Raw genomic sequence first — 17,926 nt, forward strand, 5'->3', positions numbered from 1 at the left:
CACAGCCCGGTCCGCCGGGCAACTATTGAGAGGAAATGCCATGAAGATCATTCCCACCCTGTTGGCCGCCTTCGCGATGGCCGCGCCCGGCGTCGCCGTGCAGGCCCAGGAAGCCGACTACCCGAATCGGGCCGTGACCATCGTCGTGCCCTACCAGGCGGGCGGCGTGGCCGATGCCTTGCCTCGCATGGTCGGCGAGAAGCTCGGCAAGAAATGGAATGTCCCCGTGATCATCAAGAATACGGCGGGCGCATCCGGCAATATCGGCATGGACAGCGTGGCCAGGGCGAAAGCCGATGGCTATACGCTTGCCCTGGCGCCGGCGGGCAACCTGACGGTCAATCCTTTGCTGTTCACCAACCTGCCGTTCGACACGGCCAAGGACTTCACCCCAGTCACCCTGCTGGCCACGTCGCCCAATGTACTGGTCGTCAACAGCAAGCTGGACGTGCACTCGGTCAAAGAACTGGTGGACTATGGCAAGAAGAATTCCGACAGCCTCAGCTATTCTTCTCCCGGCGTGGGCAGCGGCGCCCATCTAGCGGGCGAACTGTTCAACCAGCAGTCCGGCCTTGCCATGCTTCATGTCCCCTATGGCGGCATGGCGCCCGCGGTCAACGACCTGGTGGGCGGCGTCGTGAATGTCATGTTCGCAGGCGTATCGACCGTCGTGCCCCATATTCAGACCGGAAAACTGCGCGCCATCGCCGTTGCGGGCCCCGATCGGCTGCCTGTGCTGCCCGATGTGCCCACGGTCGCCGAAAGCGGGTACCCGGGCTTCGACGTGACGTCCTGGTACGGGCTCGTGGCTCCTGCGGGCACGCCCGACGCCGCCATCCAGAAGCTGGCGACCGACATCGGCCAGGTCTTGAAGGACCCGGACATCCATCAGAAATTCGCCCAACTTGGCGTCACGCCCTCCGGCATCGCGCCCGATGCGTTCGCCACCCTAATTCGGGACGAGACCAGAAAATGGTCGGACATCGTCCGCAAGGCCAACATCAAGCCAATTCAATAAGCAATCCAGGAATCGAAGGAGAATCAGGAACATGCAATCCATTGACATTACCTATCTGAACGGGCCGGACATCGCCGCCCTGGGCCTCACCGACCAAGAAATACTGGCGGCGGTGGAGAAAGTGCTGGACGCCCAGGGGCGCCGAAAAACGGTTGTGGAACCCCGGGTGCATCTCGTGCCGGAATCCTCGGACAAGGGCCATTTCAACGTCCTGCGCGGATACGTCGAACCGCTTGGAGTGGCCGGCGTGAAGGTCGTCAGCGACTTCGTCGACAACTACAAGCAAGGCCTGCCCTCGGAGATGGCGATCCTGAACCTGTTCGACCCCGAAACCGGCAAGCCGCTCGCCATCGTCGACGCCACATCGATCACCGACATGCGCACCGGCGCCATGACCGCACTGGGCGCCAAGCACCTGGCCCGCAAGAACAGCAAGGTGCTGGGCCATATCGGCGCGCGCGGAACGTCGTACTGGAACGTCCGGCTGCTGGACAGCCTGTTCGACTTCGACGAGATCCGCGTGCATTCCCGTCGTCCTGAAAGCCGCAATGCCTTCGGCGAACGCCTCTCGCGCGATCTGGGCAAGCCGGTCAAGGTGGTCGAGGACTGGGAGTCCTGCGTGCGCGACGCCGACATCGTGGTCGAGGCATCGCGCCTGCCCGAACCGGCTCCCATGCTCAAGACGGAATGGATCAAGCCGGGCGCGCTGGTCATGCCCTACGGCACGATGAGTGCGGTCGAGCTCTCGCTGACCGACATCATGAGCAAGGTCGTCGTGGATGACTGGAGCCAATGCCGCAAGGGCCTGCCTTTCGGGGCGCTTCGGGCCCATGTGGACAGCGACCGGGTCACCGAGGAAAACCTGCATGCCGAACTCGGCCAGATCGTCGCCGGGCTGAAACCGGGACGCGAGAACGACGAGGAAAACATCCTGTTCTGGCACCGCGGCCTGTCCATCACCGACATCGCCCTGGGGCAGGCCATGCTGGACAAGGCGCGCGGCATGGGATTGGGCCAGACGCTGAACTTCGCCCGGTACTGACATGCTGATCACCTCCACCCGCCTGTATGATGTCACGCCTTCGGCGCGCGACGCCTGGACGGCGGTATTGAAAGCGGCCTACCTGCAGGCCGGCCTGCAGGTGGAGTTTGTGGCGCACGGCTGGCCGACGCCTGTCGGCGAGCTATGGGAGCGGCCGGGATTATGCGGCGCTTTCATGTGCGGATGGCCGTTCGCCCAGGCATTGAGCGAAGGCAAGAGCTTCCAGGCCGTGGCGAGCGTCGTGCCCGCCTGGCCTGAATATGGCGGCCTTGCCCGCTATCGCAGCGAATTCCTGGTGCGCGACGACGCGCCGTGGACGACGCTGGAAGACGCCTTCGGATCGCGCTACGGCTGGATGGTAAAGGATTCGCAATCCGGCTGGAACGCGCCTCGCGGCGTGCTGGCGAATCATGCCGCAGGCCGGCGGTCCGGCCTGTTCAGCGAGTCCAAGGGGCCGTATGGCAATCCGCGCGGCCTCATCCGCGCGCTGCAAGAAGGTGAAATCGATCTCACAGCCGTCGACGGCTGGTATCTCGATCTGCTCCGCGCCCATGACCCGCTTGTTTTGCAAGGCTTGCGCACGCTTGCCCATACCCCCTGGACCCCCAACCCGCTGCTGGTGTGCTCGCCCGACGTCGACCGGCAAACCGCGTCGGCGCTCGCTGACGCATTGACCGCCATGCATAAGGACCCCGACGGCGCGGCGCTGCTGCGGCGGGCACATGTAGAGAAATTCGTTCCGCCCGACGTGGATGCCTACCAGGTCACGTTGCGCGTGGCGGAGCAGGCGCTGAGCGCCGGCTACCCCGAAATTAGATGATGATTTGCAAGAACAGGATACTGAAATGACAACCGTTGCTACCGAACCCACCAAATTGGCCGACCCCCGCCACGACCCACAACGCCGCATTGCCGCACCCACCGGCAGTACCCTCAGCTGCAAGAGCTGGCTGACCGAGGCGCCGTTTCGCATGATACAAAACAATCTGCATCCGGACGTGGCCGAGCGGCCGCAGGACCTGGTGGTATACGGCGGCATCGGCCGGGCCGCGCGCGACTGGGCGTGCTTCGACCAGATACTGGCGACGCTCAAGACGCTGGAAGACGATGAAACACTGCTGGTGCAATCCGGCAAGCCGGTGGGGGTGTTCAAGACGCATCCCGATGCGCCCCGGGTCCTGATCGCCAACTCCAATTTGGTACCGAAGTGGGCAGACTGGGAGCACTTCAACGAGCTGGACCGCAAAGGCCTCTTCATGTACGGGCAGATGACGGCCGGCAGCTGGATCTACATCGGCGCCCAGGGCATCGTCCAGGGCACCTTCGAAACCTTCGTGGAAGCCGGGCGCCAGCACTACGACAACGATCTCAAAGGCCGGTGGATACTCACCGCCGGCCTGGGCGGCATGGGCGGCGCGCAACCCCTGGCCGGGGTACTGGCGGGCGCATGCGTGCTGGCCATCGAATGCCAGCAAAGCAGCCTGGATTTCCGGCTGCGCACGTCCTACCTGGACAAGCAGGCCCGGGATATCGACCACGCGCTCGAACTCATACAGCAGCATACGGCGAAAGGCGAAGCCATCTCGATCGGCCTGCTGGGGAACGCGGCGGATGTCCTGCCGGAGCTGGTCAAGCGCGCCAAGGCGGGGGGCCCGAAGCCCGACCTGGTCACCGACCAGACGTCGGCGCATGACCTGATCAATGGCTACCTGCCGTCGGGCTGGACCATAGAGGAATGGCGCGCGGCGGCGTCCGACCCCGCTCTTCATGCGAAACTGAAGGCGGCCGCTGCGCAAAGCTGCGCAGTGCACGTGCGCGCCATGCTGGATTTCCAGGCCATGGGCATACCCACGGTGGACTATGGCAATAATATCCGCCAGGTTGCCTATGACGAAGGTGTGAAGGACGCATTCAACTTCCCGGGTTTCGTTCCCGCGTACATCCGGCCGCTGTTCTGCGAAGGCAAGGGGCCGTTCCGCTGGGTGGCTTTGTCCGGCGACCCCGAAGACATCTACAAGACCGACGCTAAGATCAAGGAACTGTTCCCCGAGAACAAGCATACCCACCGCTGGCTCGACATGGCCCGCGAACGGATCGCCTTCCAGGGCCTGCCGGCTCGCATCTGCTGGCTGGGACTGGGCGAGCGCCACCTTGCCGGACTGGCATTCAACGAAATGGTCAAGAACGGCGAGCTGAAGGGACCGATCGTCATCGGCCGGGATCATCTGGATACGGGCTCCGTGGCCAGCCCGAACCGCGAGACGGAATCCATGAAGGACGGCACCGACGCCGTATCGGATTGGCCCTTGCTCAACGCCTTGCTGAACACGGCGGGCGGTGCGACCTGGGTCAGCCTGCATCACGGCGGCGGCGTGGGCATGGGCTATTCCCAGCATGCGGGCATGGTCATCGTGTGCGACGGCACGGACGCCGCGGCAAAGCGCATCGGCCGCGTGTTGTGGAACGATCCGGCCTCCGGCGTCATGCGCCACGCGGATGCGGGCTACGACATCGCCGTGGCCACCGCCAAGAAGCATGCGTTGAACCTGCCCATGGTGAAGTAAGGGTATCCCGACATGAACTGGCACGATTTCAACTGCGCCGATCTGCCCGACATGCCCTGGAAGAACGGGGGCGGCAGCACCAAGGAGCTTGCCCGCTGGCCGGCCGGCGCAACGCTGGACGATTTCATCTGGCGCGCCAGCATCGCCACCATCGCAAGCGATGGACCGTTCTCCGCCTTTGAAAACGTGGACCGGGTCATCGCGCTGCTGGAAGGGCCGGGCGTGCGCCTGACCGCCGGCGATGCGGGAATCGACCATGTGCTCGATCAACCCTTGCTGGCCTACGCCTTTCCCGGCGAAGCCGCCGTCCATTGCTCGACCGGCGGGGCGCCGTCCAGGGACTTCAACATCATGACGCGGCGCGGCCGGGCCAAGGCCGAAGTCCGGGGATTGCGTCAGTCCGCCGCCATGAGCATGCCGACCCAGGGCCTCGTGCTGGTTGCCGAAGGCCGATGGCGCATCGCCGGCGGCGACGGATCCTGCCAGGAGATCAGCGCCGGGCAGGGCGCATGGTGGGACGGCGCGGAAGCCGGCGCCGTGTTCGACCTGGCGCCGCTGGAGGAACAATCGGCCCTGCTGTGGGTGGCCATTGAGTTACAAGGAGACGATGCATGTCCATGATGCAATCCGGTTCCGGCGCGCCCAGCGCCGATGGTATCTGGCACTCCTTGCGCTTGCTGTCGCACCCTGGCGCGGAGGCGCTGGACGTGCTCGATGATGGCGTCATCGTCGTGCAGGATGGGTCCGTCGCCTGGACCGGCCTAGGGTCCGATCTTCCTTCCCGGTACGCCGCGCTGCCTCGGCACGACGGCGGCGGTGCGCTGGCGACACCCGGGCTGGTCGATTGCCATACCCATCTGGTGTATGGGGGCCAGCGGGCCAACGAATTCGCCATGCGCCTGGCGGGCGCCAGCTACGAAGAAGTGGCGCGGGCCGGCGGCGGCATCGTTTCCACCGTGCGGGCCACGCGCGATGCGTCTGAAGATGAACTCTTCGCATCCTCGGCACGGCGCCTTCAGACGCTGCTGGCAGAGGGCGTGTGCGCCATCGAGGTGAAATCCGGCTACGGGCTGGCCCTTGAGCACGAGCGCAAGCAGTTGCGCGTGGCGCGACGCCTGGCGGACGCCTTCGGGGTCACCGTCAAGACGACTTTTCTTGGCGCCCACGCGCTTCCGCCCGAATACACCGGGCGCAGCGCTGAATACATACGCATGGTCTGCGAGATCATGCTTCCCGCGCTGGCGCGGGAAGGCCTGGTCGACGCCGTCGACGTGTTCTGCGAGAAGATCGCCTTCAGCCTCGACGAAACCGAACAGGTGTTTCGCGCCGCGCAGGCGCTGGGGCTGCCGGTCAAGCTGCATGCCGAGCAGCTGTCCGACATGGACGGCGCCGCCCTGGCCGCCCGCTACGGGGCATTGTCCTGCGATCACATCGAGCATCTTTCGGCCAAGGGCATAGAGGCCATGCGCCAAGCCGGGACGGTGGCCGTGTTGCTGCCCGGCGCCTTTTACACCTTGCGGGATACCCAGGTCCCGCCAATATCCGCCCTGCGACAGGCGGGTGTGCCCATGGCCGTATCCACCGACCACAACCCCGGCACGTCGCCCGCATTGAGCCTGCTGCTGATGGTCAACATGGCGTGCACGCTGTTTCGCCTCACCGTTCCGGAAGCCGTGGCGGGTGTCACCCAGCATGCCGCGCGGGCGCTGGGCCTGCAGCACAGCCATGGCGCCATTATTGTCGGCCAGGCCGCGAATTTCGTTCTTTGGAATCTGCAAGACCCTGCCGAACTCGCCTACTGGTTCGGCCAGCGTCCTGCCCGGACCATCGTCCGCCAGGGCAAAATCCGGATCATAGACAGCACGGAGGCATCATGATCAAGCAAGCATGGACCGAAGCCGCCTTGCTGCCCACCGGCTGGGCCAGGCGTGTCCTGCTCGAATGGCAAGCAGACGGCGCCTTGGCCCGCATCCATGCCGATTGCGACGCGCCCGACGGCTGCACCGTGCTGCCCGGGCCCGTGATCCCCGGCATGCCCAACCTGCATTCGCACGCCTTTCAGCGGGGCTTTGCCGGCCTGACCGAATTCAGGGCGCAAGACGCCGACAGCTTCTGGAGCTGGCGAGACCTGATGTACCGCTTCGCCGCCCGCATCCAGCCGCAGCAGCTGGAAGCCATCGCCACCTGGCTGTATGTGGAAATGCTGGAAGCCGGCTATACCTCGGTCTGCGAATTCCACTACCTGCATCATGATCCGGCAGGCCGGCCCTATGCCGAGCCGCAGGCCCTCAGCCAGGCCCTGTTGCGGGCGGCGCGCCGCGCCGGCATCGGCATGACCCTGCTGCCGGTGCTCTATCAGCACAGCAACTTCGGAGGCCAGGTGCCCACCGAAGGCCAGCGCCGTTTCGTCCAGAGCACGGATGACATGCTGCGGCTGCTGGAGCGCTTGCTTCCCGAATGCCAGGCGCAAGGTGCGCAGCTGGGGCTTGCGCCCCATTCGCTGCGCGCCGTGACGCCGGCGTCCTTGCGCGAATCGTTGGCGGGGCTGGATGCGATCCATCCATCCGCCCCCATCCACATCCATATCGCCGAGCAGACCAAGGAAGTGGACGACTGCATCGCCTGGAGCGGCCGGCGTCCCGTGCAGTGGCTGCTGGATGCGGCGCCGGTGAATGAGCGGTGGTGCTTGGTGCACGCCACGCACATGATCGGCGACGAGGCGCTTGCGGCGGCGCGCAGCGGCGCCGTGGCCGGCCTTTGCCCCACGACCGAGGCGAACCTGGGCGACGGCATCTTCGACCTGGCGCAATGGCGGCAAGGAGAAGGGCGCTGGGGCATAGGATCCGACAGCCATGTGTGCGTCAACGCCGCCGAAGAGCTGATGCTGCTGGAGTATTCGCAGCGCCTGGCAACACGGCAACGCAATATCATTGCCGACGAAGCGCAACCGCAGGTGGCGACGGCCTCCATGCTGGCGGCCGTCGCCGGCGGGGCGCAGGCAGCGGGAAGACCCGTCGCCGGGCTGGCCCCGGGCCAGTCGGCGGATTTCGTCGTCCTGGACGCGCGGCACGTTGCGCTGTCAGGCCTGGACCCGCAAGACATGCTGTCGGCGCACGTGTTTGCCAGCGCCCGAAGCTCCGCCGTCCGCCAGGTCTGGCAAGCCGGAAGCTGCCGGGTCGACGACGGACGGCACGCGCTGCACGACGACGCGGTCGCCGGTTTCGCCGCGGCGCGCAGCGCACTTACCCAGTTTCAATAAGGCATAACTCATGAATACCTCTATTACCGACAAGCCGGCCTTCATCCTTCGCGAAGGCACGGTGCCGCTGCTGATCTCGATGCCGCACGTCGGCACCCACGTACCGGCCGGTATCGCCGCCCGCATGACGGACGAAGCGCGCCACGTGCCGGACACCGATTGGCACCTGGAAACCCTGTACGACTTCGCCGACGAGCTGGGCGCGTCCGTACTGATCGCCACCCATTCGCGCTATGTCGTCGACCTGAATCGCCCGCCCGACGGGTCCAGCCTGTATCCGGGCCAAAGCGTCACGGGCCTGTGCCCGGTGGACACCTTCGACGACACCCCCGTCTATCTTCCGGGCCAGGAGCCCGACGATCAGGAAGTGCAAGCCCGCCGGGAAGCCGTCTGGCGGCCCTACCACGAAGCGCTGGATCGCGAACTGACACGGATCAGGACCAAGCACGGCGTGGCCGCGCTTTGGGATGCGCACTCCATACGGTCCGTGCTGCCCCGTTTCTTCGAAGGCAAGCTGCCCGACCTGAACCTGGGCACCGGCAAGGGATCGAGCTGCGACGACCGCGTGGTGCAGGCCGTGCTGAAGGTCGCCAAAACGGCGGAGCAGGGCGGCTACACCGCCGTGCTGAACGGCCGCTTCACTGGCGGATACATTACCCGCCACTATGGGCGCCCGGCGCAGAACATACACGCCATCCAGCTGGAAATGACGCAAAGCAGCTACATGCAGGAAGCACTGCCATTCGATTACCTGCCGGCCACCGCTGCGGGGATCAAGCCCTATGTGCGGGGGATGGTGGAAGCGATGCTGGCGGAGCTGCGTCCGGTCTAGGTGGTGCTGATTGCTCTGTTTAGGCCGATGCCGGATTTAGTCAATGCTGATGCCTCAGCCACTCTTTTAGCGTTAACAGGCCCTAGTCTCGCTGACGATCAATATCACGCCCGGAAAGATCAAGCGTTCTTGATGAACAATGCCACGTTAGGCAGGTTCTTGAAATGGGCATCGCAGGTGAGTAGTTCCGCACCGTGCTGGCGCGCCGTCGCGTAGACGATCGCTTCGGCAGTGGCTAGCTTGTGTTCGCGATGCAGGTCGGCCGCAAGCAAGGCGATGGTCGTGTCCAAATGCACGACGATGCACTTCTGCGTGTAGGCGATTACCTGATTGGCTTGGTCTTCGCCCACTTCGCGCGTCAGCCACTTCGACAACTCAAGTTGTACGATGGTCGGCACGATACATCTCGATTTGTCCGGGATCTGCTTACCGAGTCTGCTACCCAGCATGCTGCCTGTGAGCCATTCGATCCAGGCCGAAGTGTCTACTACGCATAACGGCTGGGCCATCAGTAACGGTCCAGGCGATCTCGGAAATTATTCTTGCGAGCACCCTTGGCAATGCCGGCCAATTGGTCCAGCTCGGGTACGGGCATGATCAGTACACCTTTGCCTTTAGGAATGAACACGAATTCCTGCCCTGCTTCCCAATGCTGATTCTCTCGGACGGCTTTGGGGATGGAAATCTGAAACTTGCTTGACAGTGTCGCAGTGGCGGTCATTTCATACTCCTGGCATATCGATAGGTATATTGTAAGAATAAGCGATTCCGCCTCTGGAAGCCAGCTGCGCTCTTCGGGCGCGCATGCGATGCTGTTTCAAATATAATTAATCAGAATCATTTCGTATAATTCAGGTATGAGAACTTCTTATACCAAGCGTCAGATGCTCATGTTGGGCCTGATGATCTGCTTCGGCATTGTCGGAGTATGGCTTATTGCCATCGTGGTGGGCCTGCAACCGGAAATTCGGGCCTACACGCAACAGCCTTTTTCCGATGCCTTCAGCGGAATCAATGCCTTGTTCGCGGGCTGTGCATTCGGCGGGGTCATCCTGACCATTTGGCTGCAAATCCACGAGCTCCAGGAAACTCGCGACGAGTTGCAAAAGACGGCATCGGCCAACCTGATGATGGCCGATGCCAGCCGTGTAATGGCCATGCATGCCGACCAGAAAGCAATTCTGGATGTCTTCCAGACCTATTGCAGTGAATATTTTCAGGGCGTAAAAAATGACGCCATGAGCGTCTTGATTCCTTGCGTTGCGAGCAGCCGCTATTGTGAGTTTGTAGTCAGTCGATTCTTTGTCGCCGATCAGCAGGCATTTCCAACCGAGTGCTGGGAACGGGTCTCGAAAGCCAGCTATTGCAAGACGCTGGACGAGTTCCTCGCTAAAGAACAGGCCTATCGCTATAAGCTGGATGAACTGATCAATTTTTTCACCATGCTTTCCAGCCAGGAGAATTCCAAGAGCATCATCGCAAATTGCGATTTTTCGTACTCATGGTGGCGGCCGCTATTATGGATGATCGCTGTCCAGCAGGAAGAACGTTATGCCAATAATGAGGCCGTGCGCAAATACGGCACCGTTCCATACTTGTTGAACGTGGTCAAGCGCCTGGACGACGCCTACGGCCTGGTGCCGTTCAAAACTACTGAAGCCTTCTGGCGCTTCTTCGTTGGTCATCCGAAAGTTCGGCAGTATGGGATGGACGAAGCGTATCACGCTCGAATTGGGTAGCGTGGCGACAGAGAATCGCTAGGCTGGTACGGAGTGGGCAGGCTCCACCTCCAGCGCATCGCCCGTTTGCTCTGCCTGCCAAAGCTCAACGCTAACCCGCTCGCTTCTGCAACACTGCACGCCCGATGATGGTTGCGCGGACACGATTCCGTCCCAACTGCTTGGCGGTATAAAGCTGGGCGTCCGCTTGCGCAAACAGTTCCTGCGCCCCTGGGTCGCCTTCCAGGATGGTTGCCACGCCAATACTCAGCGTCAGGTGGGGCGGAATGACCGACGCATTGGGAAGATTCAGATCCGCGACGCCGTGGGCGATGCGCTCCGCCACTGCCCAGGCGTCCTCCGGCGCCGTGTCGGGCAGCAGGCAGGTGAATTCCTCGCCGCCGTAACGCGCCACCAGGTCGGTGGAGCGCGCCACACTGCTTTCCAGGACCCCGGCGATGGCACGCAGGTAGTCGTCACCCACTGCATGGCCGTACTGATCGTTCACGTTCTTGAAATGATCCACGTCGATGACGAGCAGGCTAAGAGGCGAACCCGTGCGCCGGTAGCGCCCGTATTCATGGGGCAGCATCTGGTCGAAATGCCGACGATTCGACAGCCAGGTCAGGCCGTCCGTCCGGCTCAGCGTCTGCAGCTTCTTGTATGCCTCTTGCAAAGCCTGTTGCTGTTGCTGGATATGGGCATTGCGCTCGGCCAAAAGCCGGGTCAGTCGGCGATAACGAAGCAACGCCAGGCAAAAAACCAGCGCCAGCAAGGCCGCCGCTGCGCTGGCCGATTGCAGCAACACGCGCTGATCGCGCTGCGCCATGTAGCGCTCGAAGAAATGACGTTCGCCTTCCTCGTGAATCATTACCGACGCCGAAACGTCGATGACAGCCAGATAACGGTCGAACGCCTTGACCAGGCTCTCGTGCGCGGGCGAGCGGCTGAAATAGTAGCGGTAAGCGCGCGGATACTCGTGCAGAGTGTGGACCACGTCGAGATCGAAGAACTCCTGGCGATAGCGCTTCTCGATAAAAATGACCTTGTTGAACACCGCAACGTCGATTTCGCCATCGCGCACCGCCTGGAAGATCACGTCGCTGGTCGTGTCGTTGTAGGTGATCAATTGAGCCGCGGGAACGACCTTCTGAAGCAGAGGCTGCAGCGACACCCCTTGCACGACCCCCACCTTATAGTTGGCCAGGTCCGCCACGCTATGCACCGAAACGCGACTGCCATGACGCGCAATGACCGCATAGTGGCTTTCGTAATAGGGAAGGGTGAACAAACCGCGCTTCTCGCGTTCGGCCGAATGGCTTAGCGGTATGAATACGTCGGCAAGCCCCTCCTGCACTTGCCGGATCTTATCGGCCACTGTTTGGTCCCGGCCCGGGGTAATTTCGAAGCTTAAGCCAAGCTCCTGCGCAATAAAGCAGAAAACATCTATGGCAATGCCGCTATAGGTTTGGCTGTCGTCATCGTAGCGCGCCATGGGCGGCGCACCCACCGCCGAGACTCTCAAGGGCGGCATGGCTCGAAACTCCGCCCGCTGCTGGGCGGTAAACTCCACCGGCTTCAGCAAGCGAATGTTCTGAGCCCCATCGCACGCGGCGGCGGAATGGGCCGGCAGAGCCCAAACCGCCACGCACAGCGCCATGAGCAACGGGGTCAGACCCCGCACGGGGTCTGACCCCCCGCCTTGCATCGCTCTTATCAAGCGCAGTGGGTTCGCCAGAAACATGGATGTGATTAAGAAGCCAGAACCAGGATTGCCTGATGAGAATGCCAGCGATTCTACTGCGTGACAGCATGCGCCCTAAAGAATCGCCCATGACAACCGTAAATGGAGCCAACAGGGTATCAAACAATGCCCGGGTTCTTGCAGCGAGGTTCGTCAAGCAGTGTAAACGCCGCCAAGTACCCGAAAGTTTGATCCACCCACCCTAAATTTTGGCTGGCAAGTACCGTAAACCAGGCTGTACAGGAAATACCGGGCCTGCCCAACACACAGGTGAAGGGCCAGGATTCCACCCGGCAACGGGTTTTCCTGGTCAACCGGCAGCAGAGATCGCTGTCTTTTCACTCACAGGAGTAATCCATGTCTGTTATTAATACCAACTACCTGGCTCTGGTCTCGCAGAATAATCTGACCAAATCGCAAGGCGCCCTGGGCACCGCCATCGAGCGTCTGTCCTCCGGTCTGCGCATCAACAGCGCCAAGGACGACGCTGCCGGCCAAGCCATCGCCAATCGCTTCACCGCCAACATCAAGGGCCTGACCCAGGCTTCGCGTAACGCCAACGACGGTATCTCCATCGCGCAAACGACTGAAGGCGCGTTGAACGAGATCAACAATAACCTGCAGCGCGTACGTGAGTTGTCGGTCCAGGCGGCCAACGGCTCCAATTCGCCTACCGATCTGGACTCCATCCAGGCCGAAATCAAGCAACGCTTGGACGAAATCGACCGTGTATCGGCACAAACCCAATTCAACGGTGTGCGTGTATTGGCCAGCGACAATAGCCTGAAAGTTCAGGTTGGTGCCAACGACAACGAAACTATCTCGGTCAACCTCAGCCAAATCACTGCCAAGACCCTGGGCCTGAGTGGTTTCAACGTGAACGGCGGCGGTATCGTTGATAATCGTAAAGCCAACGTCACCGATCTGCAAACGATTGGCGGTGGCACGGTCTCCACTGATGGTGCGACCGCTAGCGTTACTACCACACACGATGCATTGACTGCGGAAGGCGCGTTTGCACGTCTGGAAAATGGCAACAAGGTTACAGCCGGCGCTACTCCTACCGTTTATACCTTCGACGCAGAGGCGGGAGACTTCACGTTCGGTGCCACCACGGCTTCGGGTGGTATTGGTGGTTTGGCGACTTCCATCCTAGGCGAGTTGGGTGCTAACGAAAAGATCACTGGTACATACGAGAACGGCGGTAGCGGTACAGTCACGTTTACTGTCGACAAAGCTGGTGCTGTTACGATTGACGGTCAGGCTGCCTATATTGACGGTGCCGGCAACTTGTCGGTCAATAGTGGCGGCGGTCAATCAGCTGCCACGCTACAAAATGTACTGGAAGGCGCCGGTAAGGCATCCACTGACGGTCGATTGGAGCTGGCTGGTACAGTATATAAGGGCAACGCCGCTAGCGGACTGGAATTTACTGATCGCCTGGATTCGGACGCGGTGCGAGCGCTGGTTGAAGGCGCCAATGCTGCAACTGTTCAGCTCGGCACTGGCGTGTTCAGCCATAGCGTGACGTTTGCCGCCGCTACCGGCACGAATTCAAATAGCACATATGTGGATAACGATGGGGAGTTGACGACTACTCAAAGTTTTCAAACCACCTACAATATTGACGCAAATACAGGCGAAATCACTGTTCGGGGCGGCGATGCAAACGCTACCGGAAAGTATGAACCGACTGTTGGTGCTTCGCTGTATGTCAGCAATGATGGCAAGCTGACCACCGCGACGACCAGCACGGGCGCGCAGACGGAAGATCCGCTGGCCAAACTCGACGAAGCCCTGGCTAAGGTGGATTCCCTGCGTAGCGATCTGGGTGCAATCCAGAACCGCTTCCAGTCCACCATTGCCAACCTGACCAACACGGTAAACAACCTTTCTGCAGCTCGCTCGCGTATTGAAGACGCCGACTACGCCGTCGAAGTCTCCAACATGACCCGCGCACAGATCCTGCAACAGGCCGGCACCTCGGTTTTGGCACAAGCCAACCAGATTCCGCAGACCGTGTTGTCGCTGTTGCGTTAATCGCATGGATTACAATCCTAGGGTAACTTAGGGTTGTCGGCGCCGCTGCTTGCGGGGGCGCCGGATAAATCCACCGTTTGGTGCAAGCCCTGGCTCAGTTATATGGGCTAGGGTTTTTTGTTGTGTAGTCCTATGCCATGGCTCAATTAGCCATATCTGTGCGGATCACCACTTTTCTCATTTAATGTCCATGTCAAGCCAACCTGCCGCCAACGAATTTCCTGAAAACGACGCGCCGGAAGCCGACCTGCAGGAAAAAGCTCCTGTTCGTGATGGCGTAAACCTGGAGCGCATGCCGACTTTGAACCGTCTACAGGCGGCTGCACATTTTTACGGAGTGACCGCCGCACCACCGGCAACGGCTGCAGTCTTAGCGATTGGAAAGGGCTGGGAGCCTTTACTAACCTGGGCATGCGTATTCGGTGGGGCCAGTCTTGTGCTGCTGCTGGATACTGAAGACGATGTAATTTATGCACGCAGGGAAGTCGAGCGCTTGGGTTGCAAAAACGTACAGGTGCTGACCCTCTGGGAGCCTGGCCCTCTATCAGGATCCTTCGATTATGTGATTGTGCATGGCCTCTATAGCCGATTGCCGGCGAAGGCGGGCGAGGAGTTGTTGCAGTTATGTACGGCCATGTTGAGCGCGGGCGGAATTGCGTGCGTTGACTACGACGTCTATCCTGGTGGCAAGTCGCTGGAAAATGTGCTGCAGCTGGTGGGTCTGCATTTGCACGGGATCGATAACCCACATGAAGCCGATGCTGCTGTACGGGCCATCCTGCGCTATCTGGAAGAAGGTTCTGCACCCGGAGAGGTCTGCACGCCGGCTCAGCAGGAAGCTGCGCGGCGTGTGCTGGCTGAATTGAACGACAATGGTATACAGGCCTTATGGGCGGAACGCCGTGGACCTTGCCATTTTCTGGAATTCGCAGCCAATGCGGAGGCTGCAGCGTTAGTTTGTGTGGGCGATATCGAGCCATTGCGAGATGTGCCGCGCATGTTTGGTACCACAGTTGCGCTCAATCACAGCTTGCATGCTTTGGGTAAGCCTGCTCTGGTAAGGCAGCAATACTTGGACTTTGCCACGGGCCGTTGGAGGCGTAGTTCCTTATTGGTGAAAGCGGATTCGGCCGTATCTGGTTCGGTGCCTAATTTGACGCGCATGACCGAATTGCAGTGGGCCGCCGGTTTCCAGCGACTGGACGGGAGCAATATTGCACCGGGCCAGGCCAGCTTTATGGACGCGCTGGGCCGCACACTGCATTCTACGTCGGCGGTGCTGACTGCCATGGTGGATGTCTTGTCCTGGGCCTGGCCGAGCTCTGTGTCGCTAGAGGCGTTGCATCGAGAGGTGTCCCTCGCTACGGCATGCAAGGACGAGACCGCAGACTATCTGACCGATCGGATTCTGGATGCGCTGCAGGACCTGATGATCCGCGGGATGGTCGAGTATAGCTTGGGCCCAGGACCTTACGACCTGCAACCAGACCGCCCGGCTACGCTGCTGCCGGGGTTTGCCCGTACGTTGACCGAAGATGTGACGGCGCAGAAGCCACGCGATCTCTACAATCTTTGGGGCCAGGTGATACACAATCGATTTCCAGGGCAAGATATTGATATATTGACCTCACTTGAACAAGGATTCGAGGGTGAAATAGGGGCTTTGGGCGATGCTGCCGGCAAGGAAAATATAGCCGTTTTCCAAGCAGGTAAACTAATTTATCAAAACCCCATCAAGTCGCGGCAGCAGCGACTATCGTTGCTCAACTGGCATGGCTTGATTCTGTCAGGTGCGCAATCATGGGAAACAGTGTTGCGGTCGTTGTTGCTGACTTCCGATGGTTGCGGGCCCTATTGGTCGGAATACGTCGCCGCATTGGCACGTGTACGTGTCCAGTCGTTGGAGGGAGATGGAGGGGAGGAATTCCGCCCTACGCCGCAGATGCAGCGTCGCCTAGATGGTTTGCTGGACCAGCAGGCTCGGCTTGGACAGTCCCGCGAGGTTGAGCCCCTGGTGCGGCAATTGGTGGCGGCAGCGCCAAATTGGGTTGCACCACTGGAATTGCTCAGCCGTTGTCTGATTGATTTGGGGGGGTATGACGAAGCGTTGGCCTGGATACTGCAGGCATTTTCAACCAAGAATTATCGCGCGCAGACCTATCTGGTGCTTGCCGCTGTGCTAAGCGCCAAATCACGCACCCATGAAACCATTGTGGCTGCGCGCCAGACGCTGGCACTGGATCCCGACAAAAATCAGGCTTATCTGGCTCTGGGTAATGCCTTGAAGCTGGCCCGCAGGTACAAAGAAGCAGAGCTCAATTATAGGGTGCTCCTGGATCGCGATCCGGGCTCTGGGGGGCTCTGGGTCAATTTATTGTCTGTACTGACGGAAATGGGGTTGATTGAGGATGCCTTGGAGATTGGCGAACGAGGCTTGAAAAAGTTTCCGGCATTGCCAGGATTACGTAGCAACTACTTTTTTGCACTCAATTATTCCCAGCGCTCGGCCCAGGAAATCTACGCCAAGTATTCTGAGGCTGAGGCACAGATCTATTCATCGGGGCGCACTTTCTGGAAATCTCACCGAAACTCCAGGAATACCAAGCGCCGGTTGAAGATAGGCTATGTGTCCCCGGATTTCCGTGCTCATGCTGTCGCGCGATTTCTGGAGCCACTGCTGGCCAACCATGACCATACACAGTTTCACATTACGGCATATGCGGATCTATTTGCAGAAGACGGGTATACAGAACGCTTCAAGAGCTATGTCGATGTTTGGCGCAATACCACAGGATGGACGGCAGAGGCTGCTGCTACCCGTATCCGAGAGGACGAGATCGATATTTTGATTGATGTGGCAGGGCATACAGGCAATAATCGATTGACGACGTTTGCGCTGAAGCCCGCGCCCATTTCCGTGACGTGGTTAGGCTTTGGCTATACAACCGGACTGAAGGCTATCGACTACGTTTTGATGGATAATGAAATGGCGCCGGCCGGATCGGAGGAACTCTTTTCAGAAACCCCATGGCGCCTTTCGGGCACGCCGTTTGTGTTGAGAATACCGGGGCAGGCCAAAATCGCCTTAGAAGAATTACCGGCATTGCGTAATGGCTATGTGCGCTTTTGCACTTTAAGTCGAGCTATTCGCATCAATCCCGAACTCGTTTTGACCTGGGCTTCCATCCTGAAGCGCGTGCCCGGATCCAAGCTGATTGTGGATAGTTCGAATTTTGATGATCCTTGGGTGGCCAAGCGTCTGCGAGGCATGTTTGCCGAACAGGGGGTAACGGCCGACAGGCTGGAAGTGGGATTCCATACGCCGCCGTGGAAACTACTAAATCAGGTAGATATCGGTCTAGACTGTTTTCCGCACAACTCCGGCACGACGTTGATAGAGATGCTATACATGGGACTACCATACGTGACAATGCGCAGTCGCCCCAGTGTCGGTCGGCTGGGGGCTAGCATTCTAAGTAGTATCAACCGTAGCGAATGGATTGCAAATTCTCCGGAAGAGTATGCCGATATTGTGGTCTCACTGGCTTCAGATCTACCTGCTCTTGCGGAGATTCGTGCTGGTTTGAGGGCAGCTATGGAAAACTCGCGCCTGATGGATGAGGCCGGGTTTGCGCGCGAGGTTGAGGAAGCCTATCACGCAATGTTCCGGAGATGGTGTGATGAACAACGGAAAGGCGAAGCTTGAGAG

Annotated in this window: 14 protein-coding genes; 11 read left to right on the top strand and 3 right to left on the bottom strand. The window is 60.4% G+C overall.

Translation table 11 applies throughout. The features are described 5' to 3' along the window. The first annotated feature begins 40 nt into the window (after positions 1–40). From ACSBPU_RS08530 to hutG, 8 genes are read left to right on the top strand one after another with little or no spacing between them, the layout of a single operon-like run. Positions 41–1,018: a Bug family tripartite tricarboxylate transporter substrate binding protein gene (locus ACSBPU_RS08530; RefSeq protein ID WP_442597237.1), complete on the top strand. Its 978-nt coding sequence runs from the start codon at positions 41–43 to the stop codon at positions 1,016–1,018. 31 nt (positions 1,019–1,049) lie between these two features. Beyond that, positions 1,050–2,060 (top strand): ornithine cyclodeaminase family protein, encoded by a 1,011-nt coding sequence (locus ACSBPU_RS08535; RefSeq protein WP_442597239.1) that lies wholly within the window; start codon positions 1,050–1,052, stop codon positions 2,058–2,060. A 1-nt stretch (position 2,061) separates the two neighbouring features. Continuing rightward, positions 2,062–2,880, top strand: a complete 819-nt coding sequence (locus ACSBPU_RS08540) for a phosphate/phosphite/phosphonate ABC transporter substrate-binding protein (protein ID WP_442597241.1) — start codon at positions 2,062–2,064, stop codon at positions 2,878–2,880. 25 nt (positions 2,881–2,905) lie between these two features. Further along, the gene (hutU, locus tag ACSBPU_RS08545) at positions 2,906–4,624 is read left to right on the top strand and encodes a urocanate hydratase (protein ID WP_442597243.1); all 1,719 of its coding nucleotides are present in this window, start codon (positions 2,906–2,908) and stop codon (positions 4,622–4,624) included. Positions 4,625–4,636: 12 nt separating this feature from the next. Next, entirely contained in the window at positions 4,637–5,245 is a 609-nt protein-coding gene (locus ACSBPU_RS08550; RefSeq protein ID WP_442597245.1) for a HutD/Ves family protein, read from the top strand. Then, positions 5,245–6,501 (top strand): imidazolonepropionase, encoded by a 1,257-nt coding sequence (gene hutI, locus ACSBPU_RS08555; protein ID WP_442598275.1) that lies wholly within the window; start codon positions 5,245–5,247, stop codon positions 6,499–6,501. Before ACSBPU_RS08550 ends, hutI begins: the two co-directional genes overlap by 1 nt. Beyond that, on the top strand, positions 6,498–7,883 hold the full coding sequence (locus ACSBPU_RS08560; protein ID WP_442597247.1) for a formimidoylglutamate deiminase: 1,386 nt from the start codon (positions 6,498–6,500) through the stop codon (positions 7,881–7,883). The genes hutI and ACSBPU_RS08560 overlap by 4 nt, the downstream gene beginning before the upstream one ends. A 10-nt stretch (positions 7,884–7,893) precedes the next feature. Then, a complete protein-coding gene (gene hutG, locus ACSBPU_RS08565; protein WP_442597249.1) occupies positions 7,894–8,715 on the top strand; it encodes an N-formylglutamate deformylase in 822 nt (273 codons plus the stop codon). Positions 8,716–8,834: 119 nt separating this feature from the next. Here the strand turns inward: hutG and ACSBPU_RS08570 are convergent, their stop codons facing one another. After that, entirely contained in the window at positions 8,835–9,224 is a 390-nt protein-coding gene (locus ACSBPU_RS08570) for a type II toxin-antitoxin system VapC family toxin (protein WP_442597251.1), read from the bottom strand. Then, positions 9,224–9,436 carry an AbrB/MazE/SpoVT family DNA-binding domain-containing protein gene (locus ACSBPU_RS08575; protein WP_442597253.1) on the bottom strand — a complete coding sequence of 71 codons (213 nt, stop codon included), beginning with the start codon at positions 9,434–9,436 and terminating at the stop codon, positions 9,224–9,226. The genes ACSBPU_RS08570 and ACSBPU_RS08575 overlap by 1 nt, the downstream gene beginning before the upstream one ends. 169 nt (positions 9,437–9,605) lie before the next feature. Between ACSBPU_RS08575 and ACSBPU_RS08580 the strand changes: the two genes are divergently transcribed. After that, the gene (locus tag ACSBPU_RS08580) at positions 9,606–10,454 is read left to right on the top strand and encodes a hypothetical protein (RefSeq protein ID WP_442597255.1); all 849 of its coding nucleotides are present in this window, start codon (positions 9,606–9,608) and stop codon (positions 10,452–10,454) included. Between the two features lie 91 nt (positions 10,455–10,545). Here ACSBPU_RS08580 and ACSBPU_RS08585 read toward each other — a convergent pair whose 3' ends face one another. After that, positions 10,546–12,081: a diguanylate cyclase gene (locus ACSBPU_RS08585; protein ID WP_442597257.1), complete on the bottom strand. Its 1,536-nt coding sequence runs from the start codon at positions 12,079–12,081 to the stop codon at positions 10,546–10,548. Between the two features lie 453 nt (positions 12,082–12,534). Between ACSBPU_RS08585 and ACSBPU_RS08590 the strand changes: the two genes are divergently transcribed. After that, a complete protein-coding gene (locus ACSBPU_RS08590) occupies positions 12,535–14,217 on the top strand; it encodes a FliC/FljB family flagellin (RefSeq protein WP_442597260.1) in 1,683 nt (560 codons plus the stop codon). 190 nt (positions 14,218–14,407) lie between these two features. Further along, complete coding sequence (locus ACSBPU_RS08595) at positions 14,408–17,923, top strand: O-linked N-acetylglucosamine transferase family protein (RefSeq protein ID WP_442597262.1); 3,516 nt, start codon at positions 14,408–14,410, stop codon at positions 17,921–17,923. The last annotated feature ends 3 nt before the right edge of the window (positions 17,924–17,926 follow it).

The sequence above is a fragment of the Parapusillimonas sp. JC17 genome, from assembly GCF_052180245.1.
Taxonomy (GTDB): domain Bacteria; phylum Pseudomonadota; class Gammaproteobacteria; order Burkholderiales; family Burkholderiaceae_B; genus Parapusillimonas.

What these genes read in the sequence shown, in the direction of transcription:
- hutG (WP_442597249.1), top strand. Translation starts at nt 7,894, where the DNA reads ATGAATACCTCTATTACCGACAAGCCGGCCTTCATCCTTCGCGAAGGC.
- ACSBPU_RS08595 (WP_442597262.1), top strand. Translation starts at nt 14,408, where the DNA reads ATGTCAAGCCAACCTGCCGCCAACGAATTTCCTGAAAACGACGCGCCG.
- ACSBPU_RS08530 (WP_442597237.1), top strand. Translation starts at nt 41, where the DNA reads ATGAAGATCATTCCCACCCTGTTGGCCGCCTTCGCGATGGCCGCGCCC.
- ACSBPU_RS08540 (WP_442597241.1), top strand. Translation starts at nt 2,062, where the DNA reads ATGCTGATCACCTCCACCCGCCTGTATGATGTCACGCCTTCGGCGCGC.
- ACSBPU_RS08580 (WP_442597255.1), top strand. Translation starts at nt 9,606, where the DNA reads ATGTTGGGCCTGATGATCTGCTTCGGCATTGTCGGAGTATGGCTTATT.
- ACSBPU_RS08560 (WP_442597247.1), top strand. Translation starts at nt 6,498, where the DNA reads ATGATCAAGCAAGCATGGACCGAAGCCGCCTTGCTGCCCACCGGCTGG.
- hutU (WP_442597243.1), top strand. Translation starts at nt 2,906, where the DNA reads ATGACAACCGTTGCTACCGAACCCACCAAATTGGCCGACCCCCGCCAC.
- ACSBPU_RS08550 (WP_442597245.1), top strand. Translation starts at nt 4,637, where the DNA reads ATGAACTGGCACGATTTCAACTGCGCCGATCTGCCCGACATGCCCTGG.
- hutI (WP_442598275.1), top strand. Translation starts at nt 5,245, where the DNA reads ATGCAATCCGGTTCCGGCGCGCCCAGCGCCGATGGTATCTGGCACTCC.
- ACSBPU_RS08570 (WP_442597251.1), bottom strand. Translation starts at nt 9,224, where the DNA reads ATGGCCCAGCCGTTATGCGTAGTAGACACTTCGGCCTGGATCGAATGG.
- ACSBPU_RS08590 (WP_442597260.1), top strand. Translation starts at nt 12,535, where the DNA reads ATGTCTGTTATTAATACCAACTACCTGGCTCTGGTCTCGCAGAATAAT.
- ACSBPU_RS08535 (WP_442597239.1), top strand. Translation starts at nt 1,050, where the DNA reads ATGCAATCCATTGACATTACCTATCTGAACGGGCCGGACATCGCCGCC.
- ACSBPU_RS08575 (WP_442597253.1), bottom strand. Translation starts at nt 9,436, where the DNA reads ATGACCGCCACTGCGACACTGTCAAGCAAGTTTCAGATTTCCATCCCC.